This window comes from Thalassorhabdus alkalitolerans, from assembly GCF_042656525.1.
GTDB classification, from domain to species: Bacteria; Bacillota; Bacilli; order Bacillales; family Marinococcaceae; genus Thalassorhabdus; species Thalassorhabdus alkalitolerans.
Genome location: NZ_JBHSOZ010000003.1, coordinates 302,620 through 323,001, shown reverse-complemented (window position 1 = coordinate 323,001; position 20,382 = coordinate 302,620). Strand labels below are relative to the sequence as shown.

The 20,382-nt window shown below is 39.7% G+C and carries 16 protein-coding genes; 13 read left to right on the top strand and 3 right to left on the bottom strand.

Going from position 1 to position 20,382, the window contains the following annotated elements; translation table 11 throughout:
• Positions 1–159: 159 nt before the first annotated feature.
• The 8 genes from ACFPU1_RS04200 to accC all read left to right on the top strand — a co-directional run bounded on the left by ACFPU1_RS04200 (position 160) and on the right by accC (position 9,126).
• Entirely contained in the window at positions 160–1,137 is a 978-nt protein-coding gene (locus ACFPU1_RS04200) for an ATP-binding cassette domain-containing protein (RefSeq protein ID WP_385938977.1), read from the top strand.
• Positions 1,121–1,948: an ABC transporter permease gene (locus ACFPU1_RS04195; protein ID WP_385938975.1), complete on the top strand. Its 828-nt coding sequence runs from the start codon at positions 1,121–1,123 to the stop codon at positions 1,946–1,948. The genes ACFPU1_RS04200 and ACFPU1_RS04195 overlap by 17 nt, the downstream gene beginning before the upstream one ends.
• A gap of 264 nt (positions 1,949–2,212) precedes the next feature.
• Positions 2,213–3,616, top strand: coding sequence for an FAD-binding oxidoreductase (locus tag ACFPU1_RS04190; RefSeq protein WP_385938973.1), 1,404 nt, complete (start codon positions 2,213–2,215; stop codon positions 3,614–3,616).
• Entirely contained in the window at positions 3,617–4,966 is a 1,350-nt protein-coding gene (locus tag ACFPU1_RS04185; RefSeq protein WP_385938971.1) for a (Fe-S)-binding protein, read from the top strand.
• 498 nt (positions 4,967–5,464) lie between these two features.
• Positions 5,465–6,193 carry a 5-oxoprolinase subunit PxpB gene (gene pxpB, locus ACFPU1_RS04180; protein WP_385938969.1) on the top strand — a complete coding sequence of 243 codons (729 nt, stop codon included), beginning with the start codon at positions 5,465–5,467 and terminating at the stop codon, positions 6,191–6,193.
• The gene (locus tag ACFPU1_RS04175; protein WP_385938967.1) at positions 6,190–7,197 is read left to right on the top strand and encodes a 5-oxoprolinase subunit C family protein; all 1,008 of its coding nucleotides are present in this window, start codon (positions 6,190–6,192) and stop codon (positions 7,195–7,197) included. The genes pxpB and ACFPU1_RS04175 overlap by 4 nt, the downstream gene beginning before the upstream one ends.
• A gap of 25 nt (positions 7,198–7,222) precedes the next feature.
• The gene (gene accB, locus ACFPU1_RS04170) at positions 7,223–7,696 is read left to right on the top strand and encodes an acetyl-CoA carboxylase biotin carboxyl carrier protein (RefSeq protein ID WP_385938966.1); all 474 of its coding nucleotides are present in this window, start codon (positions 7,223–7,225) and stop codon (positions 7,694–7,696) included.
• A gap of 41 nt (positions 7,697–7,737) precedes the next feature.
• Positions 7,738–9,126 carry an acetyl-CoA carboxylase biotin carboxylase subunit gene (gene accC, locus ACFPU1_RS04165; RefSeq protein WP_385938964.1) on the top strand — a complete coding sequence of 463 codons (1,389 nt, stop codon included), beginning with the start codon at positions 7,738–7,740 and terminating at the stop codon, positions 9,124–9,126.
• On the opposite strand, the gene ACFPU1_RS04160 is transcribed toward accC, so the two are convergent.
• Positions 9,092–9,856 carry an IclR family transcriptional regulator gene (locus tag ACFPU1_RS04160; RefSeq protein ID WP_385938962.1) on the bottom strand — a complete coding sequence of 255 codons (765 nt, stop codon included), beginning with the start codon at positions 9,854–9,856 and terminating at the stop codon, positions 9,092–9,094. The two genes, accC and ACFPU1_RS04160, sit on opposite strands and share 35 nt — an antisense overlap.
• Before the next feature lie 188 nt (positions 9,857–10,044).
• Between ACFPU1_RS04160 and ACFPU1_RS04155 the strand changes: the two genes are divergently transcribed.
• The 4 genes from ACFPU1_RS04155 to ACFPU1_RS04140 all read left to right on the top strand — a co-directional run bounded on the left by ACFPU1_RS04155 (position 10,045) and on the right by ACFPU1_RS04140 (position 17,660).
• Positions 10,045–11,265 carry an NRAMP family divalent metal transporter gene (locus ACFPU1_RS04155; RefSeq protein WP_385938960.1) on the top strand — a complete coding sequence of 407 codons (1,221 nt, stop codon included), beginning with the start codon at positions 10,045–10,047 and terminating at the stop codon, positions 11,263–11,265.
• A gap of 198 nt (positions 11,266–11,463) precedes the next feature.
• On the top strand, positions 11,464–14,298 hold the full coding sequence (locus tag ACFPU1_RS04150; RefSeq protein WP_385938958.1) for a PAS domain S-box protein: 2,835 nt from the start codon (positions 11,464–11,466) through the stop codon (positions 14,296–14,298).
• Between the two features lie 588 nt (positions 14,299–14,886).
• Positions 14,887–15,846: a 2-hydroxyacid dehydrogenase gene (locus tag ACFPU1_RS04145; RefSeq protein ID WP_385938956.1), complete on the top strand. Its 960-nt coding sequence runs from the start codon at positions 14,887–14,889 to the stop codon at positions 15,844–15,846.
• A 1,037-nt stretch (positions 15,847–16,883) separates the two neighbouring features.
• The gene (locus tag ACFPU1_RS04140) at positions 16,884–17,660 is read left to right on the top strand and encodes a ZinT family metal-binding protein (protein ID WP_385938954.1); all 777 of its coding nucleotides are present in this window, start codon (positions 16,884–16,886) and stop codon (positions 17,658–17,660) included.
• Between the two features lie 70 nt (positions 17,661–17,730).
• Here ACFPU1_RS04140 and ACFPU1_RS04135 read toward each other — a convergent pair whose 3' ends face one another.
• Positions 17,731–18,642 carry a cation diffusion facilitator family transporter gene (locus ACFPU1_RS04135; RefSeq protein WP_385938952.1) on the bottom strand — a complete coding sequence of 304 codons (912 nt, stop codon included), beginning with the start codon at positions 18,640–18,642 and terminating at the stop codon, positions 17,731–17,733.
• Between the two features lie 13 nt (positions 18,643–18,655).
• Positions 18,656–19,252: a TetR/AcrR family transcriptional regulator gene (locus ACFPU1_RS04130; protein ID WP_385938950.1), complete on the bottom strand. Its 597-nt coding sequence runs from the start codon at positions 19,250–19,252 to the stop codon at positions 18,656–18,658.
• 387 nt (positions 19,253–19,639) lie between these two features.
• Here ACFPU1_RS04130 and ACFPU1_RS04125 point away from each other — a divergent pair, with 387 nt between their 5' ends.
• On the top strand, positions 19,640–20,347 hold the full coding sequence (locus tag ACFPU1_RS04125) for a DUF2306 domain-containing protein (RefSeq protein WP_385938948.1): 708 nt from the start codon (positions 19,640–19,642) through the stop codon (positions 20,345–20,347).
• The last annotated feature ends 35 nt before the right edge of the window (positions 20,348–20,382 follow it).

Below are 20,382 nucleotides of genomic sequence, written 5' to 3'. Positions count from 1 at the left end.
AAAGGAAAGAAACTGCTTTCCGAAAAAATTACTCTTCGTTGATGGGTCAAAGTAATAAAAGAGAAATATAATCATAAACCACTAAACAGAGGATTGATAAATAGTCATAAGCAGTGCAGTGTAGTTTTTAAAGAGCTACTAACAAATGGGGTGAGAATAGTGAATAATGATTTTGCGGTTGAGGCAAAAGGACTTGTAAAAGTATTTGGCAAGCAAAGGGCCGTGGACGGAGTGGATCTGGCTATTCCAAAAGGAATGGTTTATGGATTTTTGGGACCAAACGGAGCAGGGAAGACAACAACCATTCGTATGCTTGCCACGTTAATGCAGCCTGACGGAGGAGAAGCTCACATTTTTGGGCAAAACGTTGTGTCCGATGCAGCAAAGGTACGCGAGCGAATTAGTTTAACTGGACAATATGCCTCCATAGACGAGGACTTGACCGGGGTGGAAAACCTCGTTATCCTTTCTAAGCTTGCGGGTTATTCCAGGAAGGAAGCAAAATCCCGAGCAAAGGAACTTCTAATTGCTTTTGGACTTGAAGACGCTGGGAAAAAGCAGGTAAAAAATTATTCTGGTGGAATGCGACGTCGAATTGATATTGCAGCAAGTCTCATTGTTACCCCGGATCTTTTATTTTTGGATGAGCCGACTACGGGTCTTGATCCGAGAAGTCGTAACCAGGTTTGGGAAATCGTCCGCACCCTGGTAAATGCAGGTACTACTGTTTTATTAACCACTCAGTATTTAGAAGAAGCAGACCAACTGGCAGATCGTATTGCCGTGATCAATCAAGGGAAAATAATTGCAGAAGGCACAAGCAGTGAATTAAAAGCATCCGTTGGAGCCGGAACGCTTCATGTTCAGCTTGAACAATCGGAAGATAAGCAGAAAGCCATCGAAATTCTTCAAGATAAGCTTCAAACTACGATACATTCTTCTCCAGAAGGGGGCAATTTGTCTGCTCAGGTGAGCGATGCATCTCTTGTGGCCGTATCCCTGGGCGAGTTAGTAAATGAAAACATACAGGTAAGTGACTTTTCATTAGGGAAACCAAGTCTCGATGAGGTATTTCTTACGTTAACAGGGGAAAATGCGGAAGTGAAAGAGGAGGAAGAAGATGAACCAGCCAAATGAGATTAGGGAAGCAGAATTACAAAAGGCCATTACTTCGCGAAATCGGCCTGAACGCCCTACAGCACTCTCTTCCTCTTTAACCTTTTCATCAAGGGCCCTGCTAAGAATAAAGCATGTGCCCGAGCAATTGTTTGATGTTACTGTATTTCCTGTGATTTTTCTTCTTATGTTTACATACCTTTTTGGGGGAGCCATTGCTGGATCTACCAGTGAATACCTCCAATTTCTCTTGCCAGGTATTCTCGTTATGACGGTAGCTCAAATTACAATGTACACAGGTATCGATTTAAATAATGATATTCGTAAAGGGATTTTTGACCGTTTCAGGACACTGCCCATTTGGTTGCCATCTGCACTGGTCGGCGCGCTATTGGTAGATATGATCCGGTATTCTGGGGCTTCTGCCATTATGTTAGCCCTTGGCTTTATTCTTGGCTTCCGGCCGGAAGGTGGATTCATCGGAGTTTTAGGAGCGGTTGGCATGATCCTTATTTTCTGCTTCTGTTTATCGTGGGTGTGGACGACACTGGGTATCATCATGCGTTCAGAAAAATCCCTTATGATGGTTAGTTTTATGTTTCTTTTTCCACTGACGTTTGTAAGTAATGTCTTTGTTGATCCGGAAACGTTACCTTCCTGGCTTGAAAGCTTTGTGGATGTGAACCCCATTTCATTACTTGTAGATGCAGTACGAGGGTTTATGCACGGAAATGTGACTGGAGAAGCAATCGCGTGGGTGTTATTGGCCTCGGCTATTTTTCTTGTGGTCTTTGCTCCCCTTACTATGTATTTATACAGAAATAAAAAGTAATAGGGCTAAGGTAAAGAGGATGAGCAAGTGTTGTAACTGAGGACGATTCGATTCACCAGTAAGATGGTAATGGAAATAATTTGGCCAGAAGAGGCTCCTTCTCTGAATGATGCAACCATTAATATGTATCTCCATTCGTAATCGGAATGGAACCCCTCTTGAAAGTTTTCAAGAGGGATTTTTTTATCCATAGGGATTTATTTTTTTATTTGTGAGAAAATTTCATTACTATTAAGTATATATGGTGAGAGAGGAGTATTTTCGATGAACGAAGAAGTGAAAAATAAATTAAAAAAGATCTTACCAACAAATAAACTGCACTTTGAATTATCTGATCGTTACTCTTATAGCTTTGATGCTTCTTTTGGTGAATATCTTCCTGAAGGAGTAGCCCAGCCGTCTAGTGCACAGGAAATCAGCGAAATAGTAAAGCTTGCCAATCAATACGGATTCCCTCTTTATCCAAGAGGATCTGCTACCTCTTTAAGTGGAGGGCCGCTGCCAGTAGAAGGCGGTTTAGTTCTTGATATGTCTCAGATGCGTGACAAACTGATTATTGATAAGGAAAATATGATTGCTATTACATCTCCAGGTGTACTTACTTCTGACATTCATAATGAAGCTGAGAAAGCCGGTCTTTTTTATCCGCCAGACCCAAGCAGTGCTCATGTTTCTACCATAGCGGGAAACATACTTGAAAATTCGAGCGGTCCGAAAGGACTAAAGTACGGAACAACAAAGGAATATGTTATCGGTATGGAAGTGGTCACGCCTACGGGTGAAATTGTCAGAGTGGGAGGAAAAACAGTAAAGAACGTTACAGGGTTTGATCTAACGCGCTTAATTACAGGCTCCGAAGGCCTCCTTGGAATCGTTACAGAAGCAACCCTCCGGCTGATTCCTAAACCAAAAGACAGAAAAACAATGATGGCCACCTTTCACAATCCAGTTGACTGTGGGAGGGCTATTACGAAAATTCTTTCTAAGGGAATTCTGCCGGCAGCAATGGAATTAATGGACAATGCTTGTATCCGCGCTGTGGAACATTTTGAACCGAGCGGACTTCCTGTTAACGCTGGAGCTTTGTTGATACTTGAAGTTGACGGACATCCTCTGGCCCTTCAGGAGGAAATAGAGCAGAGTCGTGAAATCTGTGAAGAAATTGGAGCATTAACAATTAAAGTAGCGGAGAGTGAAAAGGAAAGAAACGATATATGGACAGCGAGAAAAAAAGTATCTCCTGCCATCACTCAACTCGGTCCCACTAAAATATCAGAAGATGCAACAGTCCCTCGAAGCAAAATTCCTGAAATGATGGAGAAGCTTAACGACATTCGCGATCGCTACCAATTAAATCTAGTAGTATTTGGACATGCAGGAGATGGCAACCTTCACCCAAATATTATTACAGACAAAACCAACATAGAAGAGATGAAGCGGGTAGAGGATGCTGTTGGTGATATCTTTCAGGCGGCACTTGAACTGGGGGGAACCTTGTCAGGGGAACATGGAATCGGAACATTAAAAGCTCCTTATTTGGAACGGGAATACGGAAAAGAAGGGGTTGCACTCTTAAAATCTATTAAACATGCATGGGATCCAAATAATATTTTAAATCCTGGTAAAATGTTTGCAAAAGAAGGACAAACCAAGGTGGTGCTTACGTAAATGGCTGCAACACAGGAAGAGACAAAGAAATGGGAAAAAGAACAAAAGGTACACTCACACAAGCTCTATGATTTAGCGTACCGTGCGACCAACCAGTGTATTCAATGCGGTTATTGCCTGCCTTCTTGTCCTACCTACATGTCCATGGGGAAAGAATCAGCATCTCCCCGAGGGAGAATTAACCTGGTAAAAATGGCGGCTGAGGGGAAGATTGATCTATCACAAGATTTATCTGAACCGATTGATTTATGTCTTGGCTGCAGGGCCTGTGAAACAGCTTGCCCTGTAAACGTACCTTATGGTCATATACTTGAGTCAGCCAAAGATACGATTAAGGAGTATGAAGAAGATACAAAGCAAACAACAAAGGCAGAAGGTTTGAAAGGAATTCTACTGCGACAGGTATTTACACGGCCAGGACTTATGCGGGCCGGTGGGAATGCAACGTGGCTTTACCAAAGGACTGGTCTAAGCAATCTTGTAGGGAAGACAAATCTACTTTCAAAAATATCAGAACCAATCGGTGAAATTGAAAAAATATTGCCATCAGTGGAAGGGCCAGGAAAAAGGGTGAAAAGAGGCAAGGTACTAGAACCCTATAAGGAAAAGAAAGCAACAGTTGCTTTTTTTACAGGCTGCGTTTCTGAGGCAGTTTTAAACAGAACGAACCGCTTAACAATTGAATTATTAAGGCACATTGGCTGTGAAGTTCATATTTCAAATAAGCAAAATTGCTGTGGAGCGCTTCACGCTCACCAGGGTTACAGTTCGATTTCTAAAGATCTTGCAAAAGAAAATATTAAGGCGTTTGAAGAAACAGAAGCTGATTATATTATTAATAACGCGGGAGGCTGTGGGGCTATCCTCCGGGAATATGACCATTTATTAAAGGATGATCCTGATTGGAAGAAAAGGGCTTCACGGTTTTCCGCTGCATCAAAAGATGTGTCAGAGATTTTTGTAGAGATTGGCCCACTCCCTTTTAAGAAGAAGTGGAAAGGGAGAATCACCTATCAGCCATCCTGTCATTTAACGAATGTCCAAAAAGTGGCGAGTGCTCCTGAGGAATTATTATCTTCAATTCCTGGAGCAGAATATATTGAGATGGAAAAAAGTAACGAGTGTTGTGCTTCTGGGGGAATTTATAATCTTATACATTACGAAGAGTCCATGAAAATATTGGATAAAAAAATGGGATATGCGAAGGAAACAACAGCCACTACTATTGCCTCTAGTAACCCAGGTTGTTTGCTGCAAATGAGGCTGGGAATCAAAAGGGCAGGTTTAGAAGGGAAAGTTCAAGGAGTTCATTTAGTAGATATTTTAGCTGAATCATGCGGTATTGAATAATCAATAATAGTAAGCTCGGTCTATAGTTGCCGAGCTTTTTATGGATTGAGTGGTTTAAAACACGTGTAATATTAAAAATAATTTGTCCTATAGATTTCTTTTTATTTACTTGAATGTAGGAATTTTAGGAAAAATAGGACGAGGGTTTAAAAAAACCGCAGTGGAATCTCTACATGTGGTTTTTTTTATGCTTTTTTTCACTTCATTATTTTGATTTCTTATTACATTTTTTCGAGTGTCTTCGCAGAATTTTCCATATGGAGCAACACAGAAGGGGAGCTAAGGAATAAAGATTACTGGTTCTTTTACCAGTTATTAATGCAGTTCCTTCAAATCACTATTTTTGTAAGGGGGATAGATTGCTAAGATATGTGTTTGTTAAAGGCAGCACTTGTTATTTTATTTTCACACAATTATAATTACTTTTATATATTCCGTATTGTGGATCTTTTGTTCCGTAAAACGGAATTTAAGAAAACTGAAAAGGAGGGGAAATATATGCAAGCTTCATCAAGTCCAGAAGTAAAGGTGTATCCACTAAATGAAACGGCAGTCACTGTCTCCTTTGGGGATTCTTTTTGTCCAGCCATTCACAAGAAGGTAAGACTATTATCCCTTTCACTTGAAAAACAGCCCCTGCCAGAAATGGTAGAGTACATACCTTCATATACAGGAGTAACTATTTTTTATAACCCTATTCAGGTTGAAACAACACGAGGTAATAAACCTGTATTTGAAGTAGTTAAAGAAAAGGTAGAAAAGCTCCTCTCTGCTATTGATCAAGAGACAGAGTATAAACCACGCACAATTGAAATACCTGTTTATTATGGAGGAGAGACTGGGCCGGATTTAGGAAATGTGGCCACTCATAATGGGCTTACTCCTCAGGAAGTCATAGAGATTCATTCCAGTGAAAATTATTTAGTTTATATGATTGGGTTTGCCCCGGGCTTTCCATATTTAGGTGGGATGTCGGAGAAAATTTCCACACCCCGGTTGGACAATCCGCGGACGTGTGTGCCGAGTGGATCGGTAGGAATTGCAGGAGCACAAACCGGCGTCTATTCCTTATCAACCCCAGGGGGGTGGCAGATTATAGGCCGAACACCCTTATCGTTGTTTGATACAACAGGTGATTCTCGTACTTTATTAGAGTCTGGTGATATTGTCCGTTTTAAGCCTATATCAAAGGCAGAATATCAGGCTTATGAGGAGGTGGGAAAATGAGTATTAACATTCTTCAGCCGGGACTCCTGACAACCGTTCAGGACCTTGGGAGACATGGGTATCAAAGAAAAGGTATTATAGTGAGCGGTGGAATGGATCCATATTCTCTTAGGCTCGCTAATATGCTTGTGGGTAATCGAGAAGATGAAGCAGTATTAGAAATGACGTTGAAGGGACCGGTGTTAGAGTTTCAAAATGACGCGGTGATAGCCATAGTTGGTGGGGATTTCACTCCTTCTATTGAGGGAATACCTCTTCCCCTTGGAAAACCTGTTTTGGTAAAGAAAAATAATGTTGTAAAGATGGGAAGCTGCAGTGAGGGTTGCCGTGCATACGTAGCATGTGCGGGAGGAATCAATGTTCCGGAGGTTATGAATAGTAAAAGTACATATTTACGGGCTGAAATAGGTGGTTTTCATGGACGGCCCTTGCAAGCAGGGGACATTTTGAAGGCGGGGAAAACAAATGAAAAGAACGGCCGCGTCTTTTCTTACCTGTCATCAGGGCAGAGTGATCGCTTTAATACCACTACCTGGAGTATTAATAGAAAGCCTTTTCTACCTTTAAAAGAAAAAGGTCCTATTCGAGTCATAAAGGGTACGCATTTTCACCTTTTTACCAATAATGCTAAAAGAAAGTTCTTTCAAAAAGAATTTAAAATCACCCCTCAATCTGATCGAATGGGTTACAGGCTTAGGGGGCCGCTCTTACAAAAAGATGAAAATAAAGACATACTTTCAGAAGCTGTAGCTCTTGGGACTGTTCAGGTGCCACCAGATGGCAACCCAGTGATCCTGATGGCTGATCGCCAGACGACAGGCGGGTATCCAAGGATCGCACAAGTAATACTGACTGATATTCCAAGACTAGCACAGCTGAAACCGGGGGATTCTCTTCATTTTGAAGAAGTGACTATCCAGGAAGCAGAAGAGCTTCTTTTCAAAAAAGAACAGGATATGAAAGAAGTACAGACTGGAATAACCATTAAGTTTGATCATTCATAACTAAATTGATATGGAGAGATGTGAAATGTTTACTGTTGAAGATTTAAAAACCATGATTAAAGAATTGGAAGAGTCACCAATAGAGAATTTTCAATTTGAAAATAGTGAAGTGAAACTTATCATAAACAAAGGGAATAAGGAACGGGCTTCTGTCAGTGTAAAAGAGTTAAACAATGATAGTGTAAAAAATGAATTAGAACATGGCAGTCAGCCTTCTGAAGATCCGGAAAATACTAAAAATGATAATACTGAAGAAACAGTAAAAGAGAAAACCATCGTGTCCCCTATGGTAGGAAAGTTTTATTCTTCACCGGACCCTGACACGTCTTCCTATGTGAACACTGGAGATCAAGTTACTCCAGAATCGGTTGTTTGTGTTGTAGAAGCGATGAAGCTATTTAATGAAGTAGAAGCGGGGATAGAGGGCGAGATTGAAGAGGTTCTTGTAAGTGATGGGGACATTGTAGAGTACGGCCAGCCTTTATTTAAGGTGAAGTAGGTCCAAGCACTGTAACTAAGAAGCAGAAAAAGGGGGATTATATGTTTAAGAAAATACTAGTTGCTAATCGAGGAGAAATTGCAATTCGCATCATCAGGGCCTGTAAGGAAATGAACATCCAGAGTGTAGCTGTTTATTCTGAAACAGATAAGGATGCACTCCATGTGAAAACAGCAGATGAAGCCTATTGCATTGGACCCGCACAAGCTTCTGAAAGTTATTTGCATATGGAAAATATCATAAGCGCCGCATTATTATCCAATGCCGATGCTATTCACCCGGGATATGGATTTCTGTCAGAACAGCCCAAGTTCGTAGAGCTGTGTGAAGCTGTGAACCTTACCTTTATCGGACCTTCCTCAGAAGCGATACGCAAAATGGGCGAAAAGGCCGAAGCCAGAAAGACAATGAAAAGTGCAGGCGTGCCTACGGTACCAGGAACAGAAGGGGTGATCGATGAGCTTGAAGAGGTCCGAACCATAGCTGAAAAAATCGGCTACCCTGTTATAGCAAAGGCAAGTGCAGGCGGCGGGGGAAAAGGGATGCGAAAAGCAGATAATAAAGAAAGCCTCGAAAAAGCTGTACGGCAAGCACAAAATGAAGCAAAATCTATATTTGGTGATGGAGGGGTCTACGTAGAAAAATTTATTGAAGAACCAAGGCACATTGAGGTACAGCTATTAGCTGACCGGCACGGAAATGTCGTTCACTTGGGTGAGAGAGACTGCTCCATACAAAGACGCCACCAAAAACTTATTGAGGAGGCACCTTCTCCGGCTTTAAACCTTGAACTAAGGGAAAAGATGGGAGAAGCTTCTATTAAGGCTGCTAAAGCAGTGAGTTATTGCGGGGCAGGCACTGTGGAATTTCTGTTAGACAAGCATAATCGATTCTATTTTATGGAAATGAATACAAGAATTCAGGTTGAACATCCTGTAACAGAGATGGTTACAAGGGTAGATATTGTGAAGGAGCAGATTTCTGTAGCCGCTGGTGAACCCCTTTCTTTTACCCAGGAAGAAGTTATTCTAGACGGCCATTCGATTGAATGTAGAATCAATGCTGAAGACCCGGCAAAGAATTTCAGACCTTCCCCTGGAGAGATCACTGAATTTGCTCCTCCGCAAGGATTTGGAATGAGGATAGAAACGGCTGTCTACAAGGGATACGAGATCACGCCTTTTTATGATTCAATGGTTGCTAAGCTGATTGTGTGGGGGAAAACGAGAGAAGAAGCGATCAGCCGGATGAAGCGAGGGCTTACGGATTTGAAAATAGGTAATATCCAAACGACCATTCCTTTACACTTACAGATATTGGAAAATTCTCAGTTTCAAACCGGTGCCTTTGACACAAGCTTCATGGAACATTTCTTAGATCATCAAGGGAGCTCTGTTAAAAAGGAAAAGACTGACAACCAAGGTTTTTAGAAATAGTTTTCCCTGCTTCCTTTGCTTTGTTTATATAAAAAGGGAATTGATCTTTTTGAAAACGGGTTTCAGGCCCAGCTATACTTATCCCACCTACTATTGAATTTTTGTAGTCAAAAATGGGTGCCGCAACTGAAACGGTATCGTTTTCTAATTCAGAGAAGCTGATAGTATAGCCATCGATACGAGAGCGGTGCAATGATTGGAGCAATTTTTCTTTGCTGGTGATCGTTCCTGAGGCAAAAGGAATCAAATTTGCTTTCTCAATATAAGCTTGTTGCTCAGTTTCTTCTGTATAGGCCAGGATGATTCTAGGGCAAGCTCCGGCATACAGAGGAGATCTTCTTCCAATCTTAGTGTAAAGGCGAACAGGGTGACTGGCTTCAAGCTTTTCTACATAGATGGCTTCCAACTGGTCTTTAACGACGAGGTTGATGGCTTCTCCGGTTTCACGATTGACTTTTTGCATAACAGGTAAGGCCGCTTTACGTATATCCAGACGTTCGGACACAAGCTGGCCAAACTCAAGAAAAAGCATGCCGAGAGAGTACCTTCCGTCCTTTTCCTTTTGTAAAAAGCCCATTTCTATCAGGGCTCCGACCATGCGGTGGGCAGAGGTTTTAGGAATACCAGAAAGCTTTACCATCTCCTGCAATGTTAATTCTTCATGTTGCCGAAAGAGAGTAAGCAGTGCCATTGACTTTGTGACAGTTTTGTTTTGATTTTTCATGATAACTCCTCCAAGCTTGAGTATGTATTTAGGTCAGTTCTTTAGCTTGAGGGCGTTTTCTTAAATCTAAGAAAAAGCAAGCTGTTACCTTTAGTATACAAAACAACTCTATTTTCGTCTAAACCACTTAAAAACTTTTTTGGGTGGACACGTTTAATCGATCATAGTAGTAAGGAAGGAGAAATAAAATGGCGAATACTCCGCTTACGGAGAAAGGATTAACTCCAAAAGAAAGAATTAGGGCTTTAACGGGGGCAGCATTTTTGATGGCTACTTCTGCTATTGGACCCGGCTTCTTAACTCAAACAGCTGTGTTTACAGAACAGCTTTTAGCAAGTTTTGCTTTTGTAATCTTAGTGTCTATTATCCTCGATATCGGGGCTCAAATGAATATATGGAGAATTATTGCTGTCACAAAAATGAGAGGGCAGGAAATTGCGAATGCTGTCTTACCTGGATTAGGTTATGTCGTTGCATTTTTTATTGTTTTGGGAGGTCTTGCCTTTAACATTGGAAATGTAGCAGGGGGAGGGCTGGGAGTGAACGCTCTTCTTGGTTTGGATACAAGAGTTGGAGCTATAATGACTGGTGTGATATGTATTGCTATTTTCCTCTTAAAAGAAGCAAACGCGGCAATGGATCAAATTGTACGATATTTAGGTGCACTGATGATACTTTTTACTGCGTATATTATGTTTGGGAGCAACCCGCCATATGGGGAGGCCGCCTTACGGTCGGTGGCCCCTCTGGAGATAGACTTTCTTGCTATTGTTACCATCGTGGGTGGAACAGTAGGAGGATATATAACGTTTGCCGGAGGACATAGGTTATTAGATGCCGGGATCACTGGTAAGGAAAATTTAAAGTACGTGACAAACACGGCGATCTCCGGCATTGTTGTTGCTTCTATCATGAGAACTATTCTATTTTTGGCGGTTCTTGGAGTCGTGTCTGCTGGATTTGCTTTAAATCAGGATAATCCAACAGCTTCTGTTTTCCAAATTGCAGCGGGTGAAATCGGCTTCCGTATATTTGGATTAGTGCTGTTTGCAGCCGGAATTACCTCGGTCATAGGAGCGGCTTATACATCTGTTTCCTTCTTAACGACTTTTCATGAAAGCATTGAAAAATATAAAAATTATTGGACTGTGGGCTTTATTGTATTTTCAACAGGAGTATTTGCCATGATCGGTCAGCCTGTAATGCTCCTTGTTCTGGCAGGGGCGTTCAATGGATTAATCCTTCCCCTTACCTTAGGGTGTATCCTTTTGGCAGCCCACCGTTCAACCATTGTTGGGAGCTATAAGCATCCAGTCTGGATGACCGTTTTTGGAGGTATTATTGTTGTATTAACTGCTTATTTAGGGGTGCGCACTCTCCTGCAAACATTCCCGCAATTATTTTCATAATGAATTTTAAAACCCAATTGTCTGGAATGACAATTGGGTTTATTTTACGTGGAAGAAGATCATTAAGTACGGGGTTCATTATTCTTCGCCTTGAATACTCCTTACATTAATTTCAGATTACAAATTTTATACATATAAAGTTTGGTATAATTCCAATAGTCTAGATTAAGTGGGGCACTTTGCCTCAGGAGGAGATAAGTGGTGGGCGCGAAGGAACTATATGATAAAGTGAGTATCCCTCTTTTTATCACTACTTTAGAGGGAGCCATAAAGTTTGTTAACGAAAAAGGGAAAAACGCTTTTCGTACCGAGGACTTTGGAAGAAATATCTTTTCTTATATACCTAACGAACAAGTCAAAAGGATAAAAATGTTCCTTGATACCCTACATAAGAGGGAGAGTTTTGGGAAACAAATATCTATCGAGGTAGAGGCTTTATTCGCAGATCGAAGTCTAAATGGAGAAGTAAGCCTGTTAGATTCGACTCATTTGTTGTTTCAGTTTCCAAGGTTTAACGATCCAGTCACTTTCCCCCAGGAAACTTATAAAGCAATTATTCATATGATAGCAAAGAATGCACCATTTTCAGACATTCTAACGTCAGTGCGAAGCTCTGTTGGTAGTTATATAGGTTTGGAAGATTCTTCTATATATGTGATAGAACATGGGAGGAGGGCTCTTCTTTCAGTCAGCAACGATATATTTTCTACTATTGAACAAAATGAGCCTCATCGTGAGTCTTCTTTTGTTGTCCCCCTGCATATAAACGGGGATTTGGCTGGTGAATTAATATGTGTTCTTCCTTCATATATTTCCCTTTCAAACGATAAAAAAGACTTTCTAACAACTTGCGCTGACTTGCTTAGTTTGGCTCTGGACAAAAAGAGCAGAGAAAAACAAGTAGAAGCCAGATTTCTTCCTGAACATGCAGGAGATGCTGGATGTGTCCTGGATGCAAAAGGAACAATTCAGTATGCTACACCTTCCAATACTTCCATATTAGGTTATGAAGTCGAGGAAGTGGAAGGCACGAGTACATTTGATTTGCTGCATCGAGATGATGTGTCGTTTGCCAAGCAGGTGTTTGAAGAGGCGGTTCTCACAAAAAAAGAACGGAAGGTAGAACTTAGGTATCGTCGAAAGGACAACCGTTACATTGATCTAGCCTTAACCGTAAAACCTGTAGTTGAGGATCGGAACCAGGTCTACAGAATGGTAGTGACAGGAAGAGACATTACAGAAAAAAAGCAGGCGAGAAGAAGGCTGGAGGAAATTGAGCAACGGTATAAGTCTCTTTTTGAACATAGCCCTTATCATGTCTTTTCTCTTGATTTAAAAGGAAGGGTTGTTTCAATGAACACACCATCGGGCACCTTCCTTGGTTATCGAAAAGAGGAGTTGATCGTCCCTTATTCTGCTTGGATTCATCCTGATTATCTAGCCCACACCAACAAGCATTTTACACTGGCAGCTAATGGTATCCCCCAGGCCTATGAGACAGTGTGTGTAAATACAAAGGGAGATGAAGTGTATTTCAAGGTAACGAATATTCCGGTAAAAGTCGAGGGGAGAGTAGTGTCAGTTTATGGGATGATGGAAGACATCACAGAAAAGAGGAAAGCTCAAAAGAAGATAGAAGACAGGGAGGAAAAACTTTCTTCGTTACTGAATGCTATGCCTGAATTTGTGCTTTTTAAAAACAAAAGAGACAAACTGATCGAAATGAATGACTCGGCAAGAGTGCTGGTTGGAATGAAAAGGGAGTCAAATTTATTAAGCAGAAAACCTATGTACAATTTATCTCTCATTTCATCCCCTAAAGATGAGATTGCCTGGAAGCAAAAAGGAATTCTCCAATATGAACAAAATGTCACTCTTCCTAACGGAGACGTGAGAACTTTTGAAATAGTAAAAGCCCCTCAATTTAGTAGTCTAGGAGAACGAAAGTACTTGGTGACAATTGGACGGGATATTACAAAACGTCAAGAAATGGAAGTGGAACTCCAAGAAACAAAAGAGCAGCTGTGGGCATTATTTACTCATAGTGCCGATGCGATATCCATTCTTACGCTTGAGGGAGACTTGTTAAAAGCGAACCCGGCGTTTTACTGCCTGTACGGATTCTGTGACAAGGATGATATTAATGTTTTTGATGACTTGGCACCACTAGAATTACATCAGGAGACAAAACAGGCATTACAGAAGGTGAAAAATGGAGAAGAAGTCATAGACTACCAAACTCTTAGAAGAAGAAAAGACGGAGAAGTATTTGATGTAAGTATCACATTTTCTCCCATCCAGAATAAAGATGGACAGGTAACAGGGATATCAGCGATTTCTCGAGATATAAATGAAAGAAAGAAAACAGAACAATTACTAAGAAGATCGGAAAAACTGTCTGCGCTTGGTCAGCTAGCTGCAGCCGTGGCCCATGAAGTGAGAAATCCTATAACAACAGTGAAAGGGTTTACACAGTTTTTTCAGGGTAAAGTAGAGTCTGAATATACGGATCTCATGCTTTCAGAACTAGACAGGGTAGAAATCATTATAAATGAATTTCTAACATTAGCTAAACCACAAGCTGTTCATTTTAAAGAAGAAGACGTGGCTGATGTTATTCATAACATTCTTGCTTTGGTCAAAACGCAAGCAGCTATGCACAGCATAGAAATTCAAACCTGTTTTCAACCGGCAGTATTACCGATTTATTGTGATTCAAACCAAATTAAACAAGTATTTCTGAATATACTAAAAAACGCTATTGAAGCAATGCCGCACGGCGGAATGTTGAGAATTCAGGCTAGAGAGTTCTCTTCGTATGTTGAAATTGAAATAGAAGATGATGGGATTGGAATCTCACCGGAACGTATGAGGAAACTCGGTGAACCATTTTACTCTAATAAGGAAAAAGGAACGGGATTGGGTTTAATGGTATGTTACAAAATCATTGAAGAGCATCATGGGGAGATTTACATTGCTAGTGAAGAAGGAGAAGGAACAACTGTAACAATAAGATTGCCTAGAGAAAAATGAAATTCCTATGTTTACAGGCAAGATAACAGTTTTGTTGGTCTTCGGCCAAAATCAAAAAAGGACACGATGAAGAATGAACTCTCTTTATATCTTCATAGTAGTAAAATGAGGAAGCAAAAACAAACACATGTAGGAGTGTAACAATAAATAAAAGAGAAAGAAGTATGAGAGCAGACTCATACTTCTTTCTCACTCTTTTAATTAAAAATTTATATCTGAAAAAGGAAGAATTGATCTCAAAGTAATTTAATATGAATCTTGGTATTTCAGTCCCTACTGTATGAAGGAATAAAAAAACAACCATCAGAATCACCCGATGGCTGCAAAAGGAGGTTCTCCGAACAATAAATAAGAAGTGATACTCAGCATCAGAGCAAATGACTCATTAAGGACTTATCATTTGCTTAAAGAACCTTTTCCTTCTTTATAAAGAGTTAAAACCAAATGATTACAAAACAGGAGGAAACTCCTAAAATCAGAATTATGTAGCATTTTCATTACATATGACTTGTTCCCTGGTGTAAGTAAAATAAAGAAACAGTAATTTGATAGGATACACCCCTACATTAACGTAAAGGAAGTGAAGTCGTGAAACCAAAAGTCATTGTCTATAACCGTATTCCCGAAGATTTGATGGAAAAGCTAAGCTCTTTCTGCGACGCTTATCAATGTTCTCCAGAGAGCGAAGAGTTTTTTCACCACCTGCCTACAGCAAAGGGTATGATTGGTTCAGGGTACACTATTGATGAAAATTTACTAGATAAGGCACCTGAATTAAAAATAGTCTCCAATGTATCTGTTGGATACAATAACTTGAATATCGAGGAATTAACAAAAAGAGGCATCATGGCAACAAATACACCAGATGTATTAACTGAGACCACTGCTGACACAATTTTTGGTTTACTTCTTGCTACCGCTAGAAGAATGCCTGAACTGGATCGTTACGTAAAAGCTGGGAAGTGGGAGGCTTCTATCACAGAAGAATTATTTGGTAATGATGTTCATCATAAAACATTAGGAATGATAGGGATGGGCAGGATTGGCGCTGCAGTAGCAGAACGAGCTCATTTTGGCTTTAAAATGAACATTCTTTATCATAATCGTACAAGAAAGCCAAGCATGGAAAATAGGCTGGATGCCTCCTATGTTTCCCTTGATCATCTGTTACAGAACTCTGATTTCGTTTGTGTAATGGTTCCACTTACTCCTGAAACTGCTAATCTAATCGGGGAAAGAGAATTTAAACTCATGAAAAAAAGTGCAATTTTTATTAATGGCTCTCGAGGAAAAGTAGTTAAGGAAGAGGACCTAATAAAAGCCCTGGAGGATAAGGAAATATTGGCCGCTGGGTTAGATGTATATAGGGAAGAGCCAATTGACCCGGAGAGTCCTTTGTTACGAATGGATCACTGTGTTACATTGCCGCATATTGGGTCAGCGACAGCAGAAACCAGGTACAAAATGGCTGAACTTGCGGTGGAAAATCTAATTCAAGGATTACAAGGGAACAAGCCGCCTAGTTTAATTAATGATGTTATTGTCTAATAAAGTGTTACGGTAGAATTTTCCAATACCGAGTAAATTAATGACAAGCGGTGTTAGGTAATGGGGGCCTAGACTCAAAAAAAATTGGGTTCTCAAGTGTTCCGTATATATATAAATTAGTCTGAACAAGAGAAAACTCATAGCTATGCAACGCACGGAGGATAAAAGCCCGGGAGATTACTGTAAAAGTATCCCCTGGCTTTTTTCATTTTGTGGAATTATTAGAAGGTAATTCATTTGCTTTATTATATAGCTTGATTACTGTATTGACTATAGGAATTGAAGAATTGAAGACTTTATCGCCGCTCTGATTTCAAAACGAGTATCACCACTATTTCAGAAGGCATGTGTACTGTTTTCTTTACAATGACAGATTCATTTATCGCTGTAGCTATAAGATTACTATTCAGGCGTGAAAATGGTCGAATGGAAAATGCTACCTGGCTTTACATTGGGAGTAGGGATTTTTACAGACATTTGCTGCAATCACGTATGTACTCGGTGTTAATATGGGACTGATGTCAATTGTGGCTCATGCGGGAGCACTCTCTCCATTTTCCTTTGTGCTGGATTGCTCATTAAAGAAAGTTTATGTAGAATCCAAAATCGTAACGTTTTCCAGCTTGGGAGGGATAACAATTTTAGTTTTTGACACGTAAGTTTTTCATTCCATAAAACCAATAATTTTCCCTCTAGAGGGATGTGAGTGTTTTTCAAGGCATCAGAAGAAAGGCCTGTATCGGATATTCTTATAAGGAAAGCGTAGTTATTGTTGGTGAAATCCAATACCTTACCAACTGAAAAAAAGTTTAATATCTGTTTACAATCATGGCATAAGTATATATAATAAAGTGCAAATCGTAATGATTACGCTTTTATCTATGTTATACAAAGAGTTGTAACTCTGACACGCCAAAAGAATGAATACAAGTTAGGAATAAGGAGGTATATTGGAAAAGTGCTTGAATACTTATTGTCTTGAAAACAATAGTCTGGACTTTAAATCGTAATTATTACACTTTGAAAAGGAGTCAATTATGAAAAAATCATTAATCAAATGGTCAAGTATTGCAGCAATAAGTGCTTTATTAGTGGCTTGCCAAGAGGCTGAAACCAGTCAGGAGGCTGCTGAAGAAGAGGAAGAACAGGCAGTAGAAAGTGAATTGGAAGAAAACGAAGAGGAAGAAATACATAATAATGAAGACGAAGAACATAACCAAGAAGAAAGCAGTCATGACCACGACCATGTCCATGACCATGCCCATGATGAAGACAGTCAGAGAATATATGATGGATATTTTGAGGACGAGGAGGTTGAAGATCGAGATTTATCCGATTGGGAAGGTGAATGGGAGTCTGTTTACCCATACTTGCAAGATGGAGATTTAGATGAAGTGTTTGAACATAAGGCTGAAGAGAATGAGGAGATGACAGAGGAGGAATATAAGGAATACTATGAGGAAGGTTACGAGACTGATGTTGATCATATCGTGATTGAAGGTAGTATTGTTACTTTCTTTGAGGACGAAGAAGAGTATTCCGGTGAATACACCTATGATGGATATGAGATTCTTACTTATGAAGCTGGTAACCGGGGAGTAAGGTTCATATTTGAACTAACAGAGGAAAATGAAGACATGCCTCAGTTCATTCAGTTTAGCGACCATAACATCTTCCCTACAGACTCTGACCATTTCCATTTATATTGGGGAGATGATCGGGAAGAGCTACTAGACAATGTAACAAACTGGCCTACTTACTATCCTTCTGAGTTAGATAGTGAGGATATTGTTCATGAAATGATCTCTCATTAATAATAAGGAAGGAGAGTACATTGATGTATGTGCACTCCTTCCTTTTATTGTTATCACGTTCAGTCTTCAATCAGCCATTGATCCATTTTCGATCGTTAGTAAAAGATACTGTCAGCCATTTTTTATATTGTAAATCGTTAGTACGCTTATTAATTTCCTCTCGAATTAAATCCTGTTCTGCAACGGTTTTTACTTTGGATTGCTCATTTAGAATAAAATCAACTTCGATGAAAAGTTTACTTCCTACCTTTGACATTCGAAGCACGGAATCTTCTATTTGATAGTGAGCCTGGATGGAATGGATCACAGCTTTACATTTCTTTTCAATCAATTGGTCCGGTGCCATTTCTAGTACTTCTTTTAAAGCTTTTGTGATTTCTACCACTGGCACCTTCAAGAAGTAACCAGCAGAAATGAGTACCATAAGTGGGTCAATATAAGGAGTTAACAACGTAAATTGAGTGTAAGACAGAAGTGCTGCAATGAAAAAACCAATTAGGACAGCTGCACTGAGTAACGTGTCCATTCTCCATTGATTAGCTTCCGCTTGAATAAACCCTGATCCTTGCTTTTGTTTTTTGAGATACACAAAAATACCACAACATGCTATCGTGGATAAAACAGAATAAAGAAGAGCAAACCCCACGTTGGTTTCTCGACCACCTGAAAGCAGGGCATCCACTGCTGTTATTAAAGCAGCTAAACAAAGGAACAACATGACTGCATATTTAATAATAATGACCAGAGGTTCAAGCATCTCTTTCCCGAATGGAAACTTTTTCGTATCTCGCTTCTGAATAAAGTGTGCTGCAAATAATGATATGAGACTCAGCATTACACTAATTAGAGAATATAGTCCGTCGAACATGATCATTTGTGAAGAAATCAGGTACCCTAAAACGATGCCAGTCACAGCAAACATGACCGCACCATAAACTGAAACTTTTAACAACTTCTTTTCCAATGCATAATAGTTATGCATCTTAACACCTCATCTAGGCTTTGTTTGATGATGGACAATCAGTCAATGCACTTCTGATAAACAGTAATACTTGGTTTTTACTTTTTTCCTTGCTCGTTTCACTTTGATTTGTTAAATAAAATGTCTCCGCTGAATTTTCTATTAAATTAATAATCATTTTAGCTAACGCATTTGAGTCCAAATTCGTGTGAATGAAGCCATTTTTGTTTGCTTGATAAAGTCTTTCCTCAAGCCAGCTATAATAAGGCTGGTATATCTCTTCCCAACGTTCAAACGAATGGTAATAAGCAAGTCCCGAGTAACAAAATAAAATGAGTTCACGATACTCCTTCGTTATATCAAATGTAACTTCAACGATCATTTCAAGCGTACGAAAAATGGTTTCTTCTGCTTTATAATTTTGTTTTATTTTGGAGAAAAGAGTTTGTAAAATCGTCTCGGCAATAGCCGGAACCACTGCGCTTTTAGAGTCAAAGTATAAATAAAATGTTCCTTGGGCAACACCTGCTTCTTTAACGATTTGAGATACTGACGCTTTCTCAAACCCTTTTTCTTTCATCACAGTAAGTGCTGCATTTACTAATAATTCATATTTACTATCACGGTTCATTCTCAATCCTCCATAGGGAAGCAGCTAGTAATGACTGACTGTCAGTCATTATTGTATCATGCATGACAGATGTTGGCTACTTTCGTGTGCTTTTGGTTTTCAGATAAGAACGAAAGCCATGTTGCACATACTTCTATAAGGATAAAAATAAATAACGCAGAAAATGGGGTGACACCAAACTGACTATCAGTTTACAAATATATTGTGTTTTTTTCACTTAAATGAATGGAGAGAAAAGTTGAATGGGACGCCGGATGTAGACATGTAGTTTGTAAAGGTAATGGGATTGTTTATTATAAATAAAAGAAATAATCATACTTATAAGAGACAGAGAAGTTATAGTAAAGTAAATATCAGAGTTTAATCATGTAAGAAAGGGGATTTTAATTGGAGTACATATTTAGCCTTGCTCGTTGGATCCACATTTTTTCCGGGTTTGTAGCACTACTGATTTTCTGGCTCCCAATAGTAACAAGAAAAGGTGGAAAATTACATAGGCGAAGCGGGTGGGTTTTTGTTAGTTCAATGGCAACTGTTTCGATAACAGCATTTTATATGGGAATTTACCTGATTTATTTGGATGCTGGCACTGCTTCAGGTGACACACCGTTCTCATGGTTTCTAATTTTTATCTCAATTCTTAGTGGTGCGACCACATGGTATGGTGTCCGTGTCCTTCGGTTTAAAGGGAGAAGAATCTCACACAGCAATACCGTTGATTTGATATTTCCGATTTTGCTGATCACTTCAAGTATAGGAATCATGATATACGGTTGGGTGATTGGTTTTCCATTACTTCAATACTTTCCGATTGTTGGTCTGTTTTTAGGCGGTACACAACTGAAATACTGGATTTCTATACCAAAAACAAGTTCTCACTGGGTTGTTGAACATACCATCGGGATGCTTTCCACCTGTATCGCGGCAATCACGGCATTTACAGTGTTTGGTGCTCCAAGATTGCTGCAAGTCGAATCAGTTAACCTGCTCATGTGGTTTCTTCCGACCCTTGTTTTTATTCCGCTCATTATAGTTTTAACGATATATTATGAAAAAAAGTTTACTGATGTACACAAGAAACATAATCGACTTTAGTAAACTATAGGTAGAGCGTTTACGAATGGCGAACA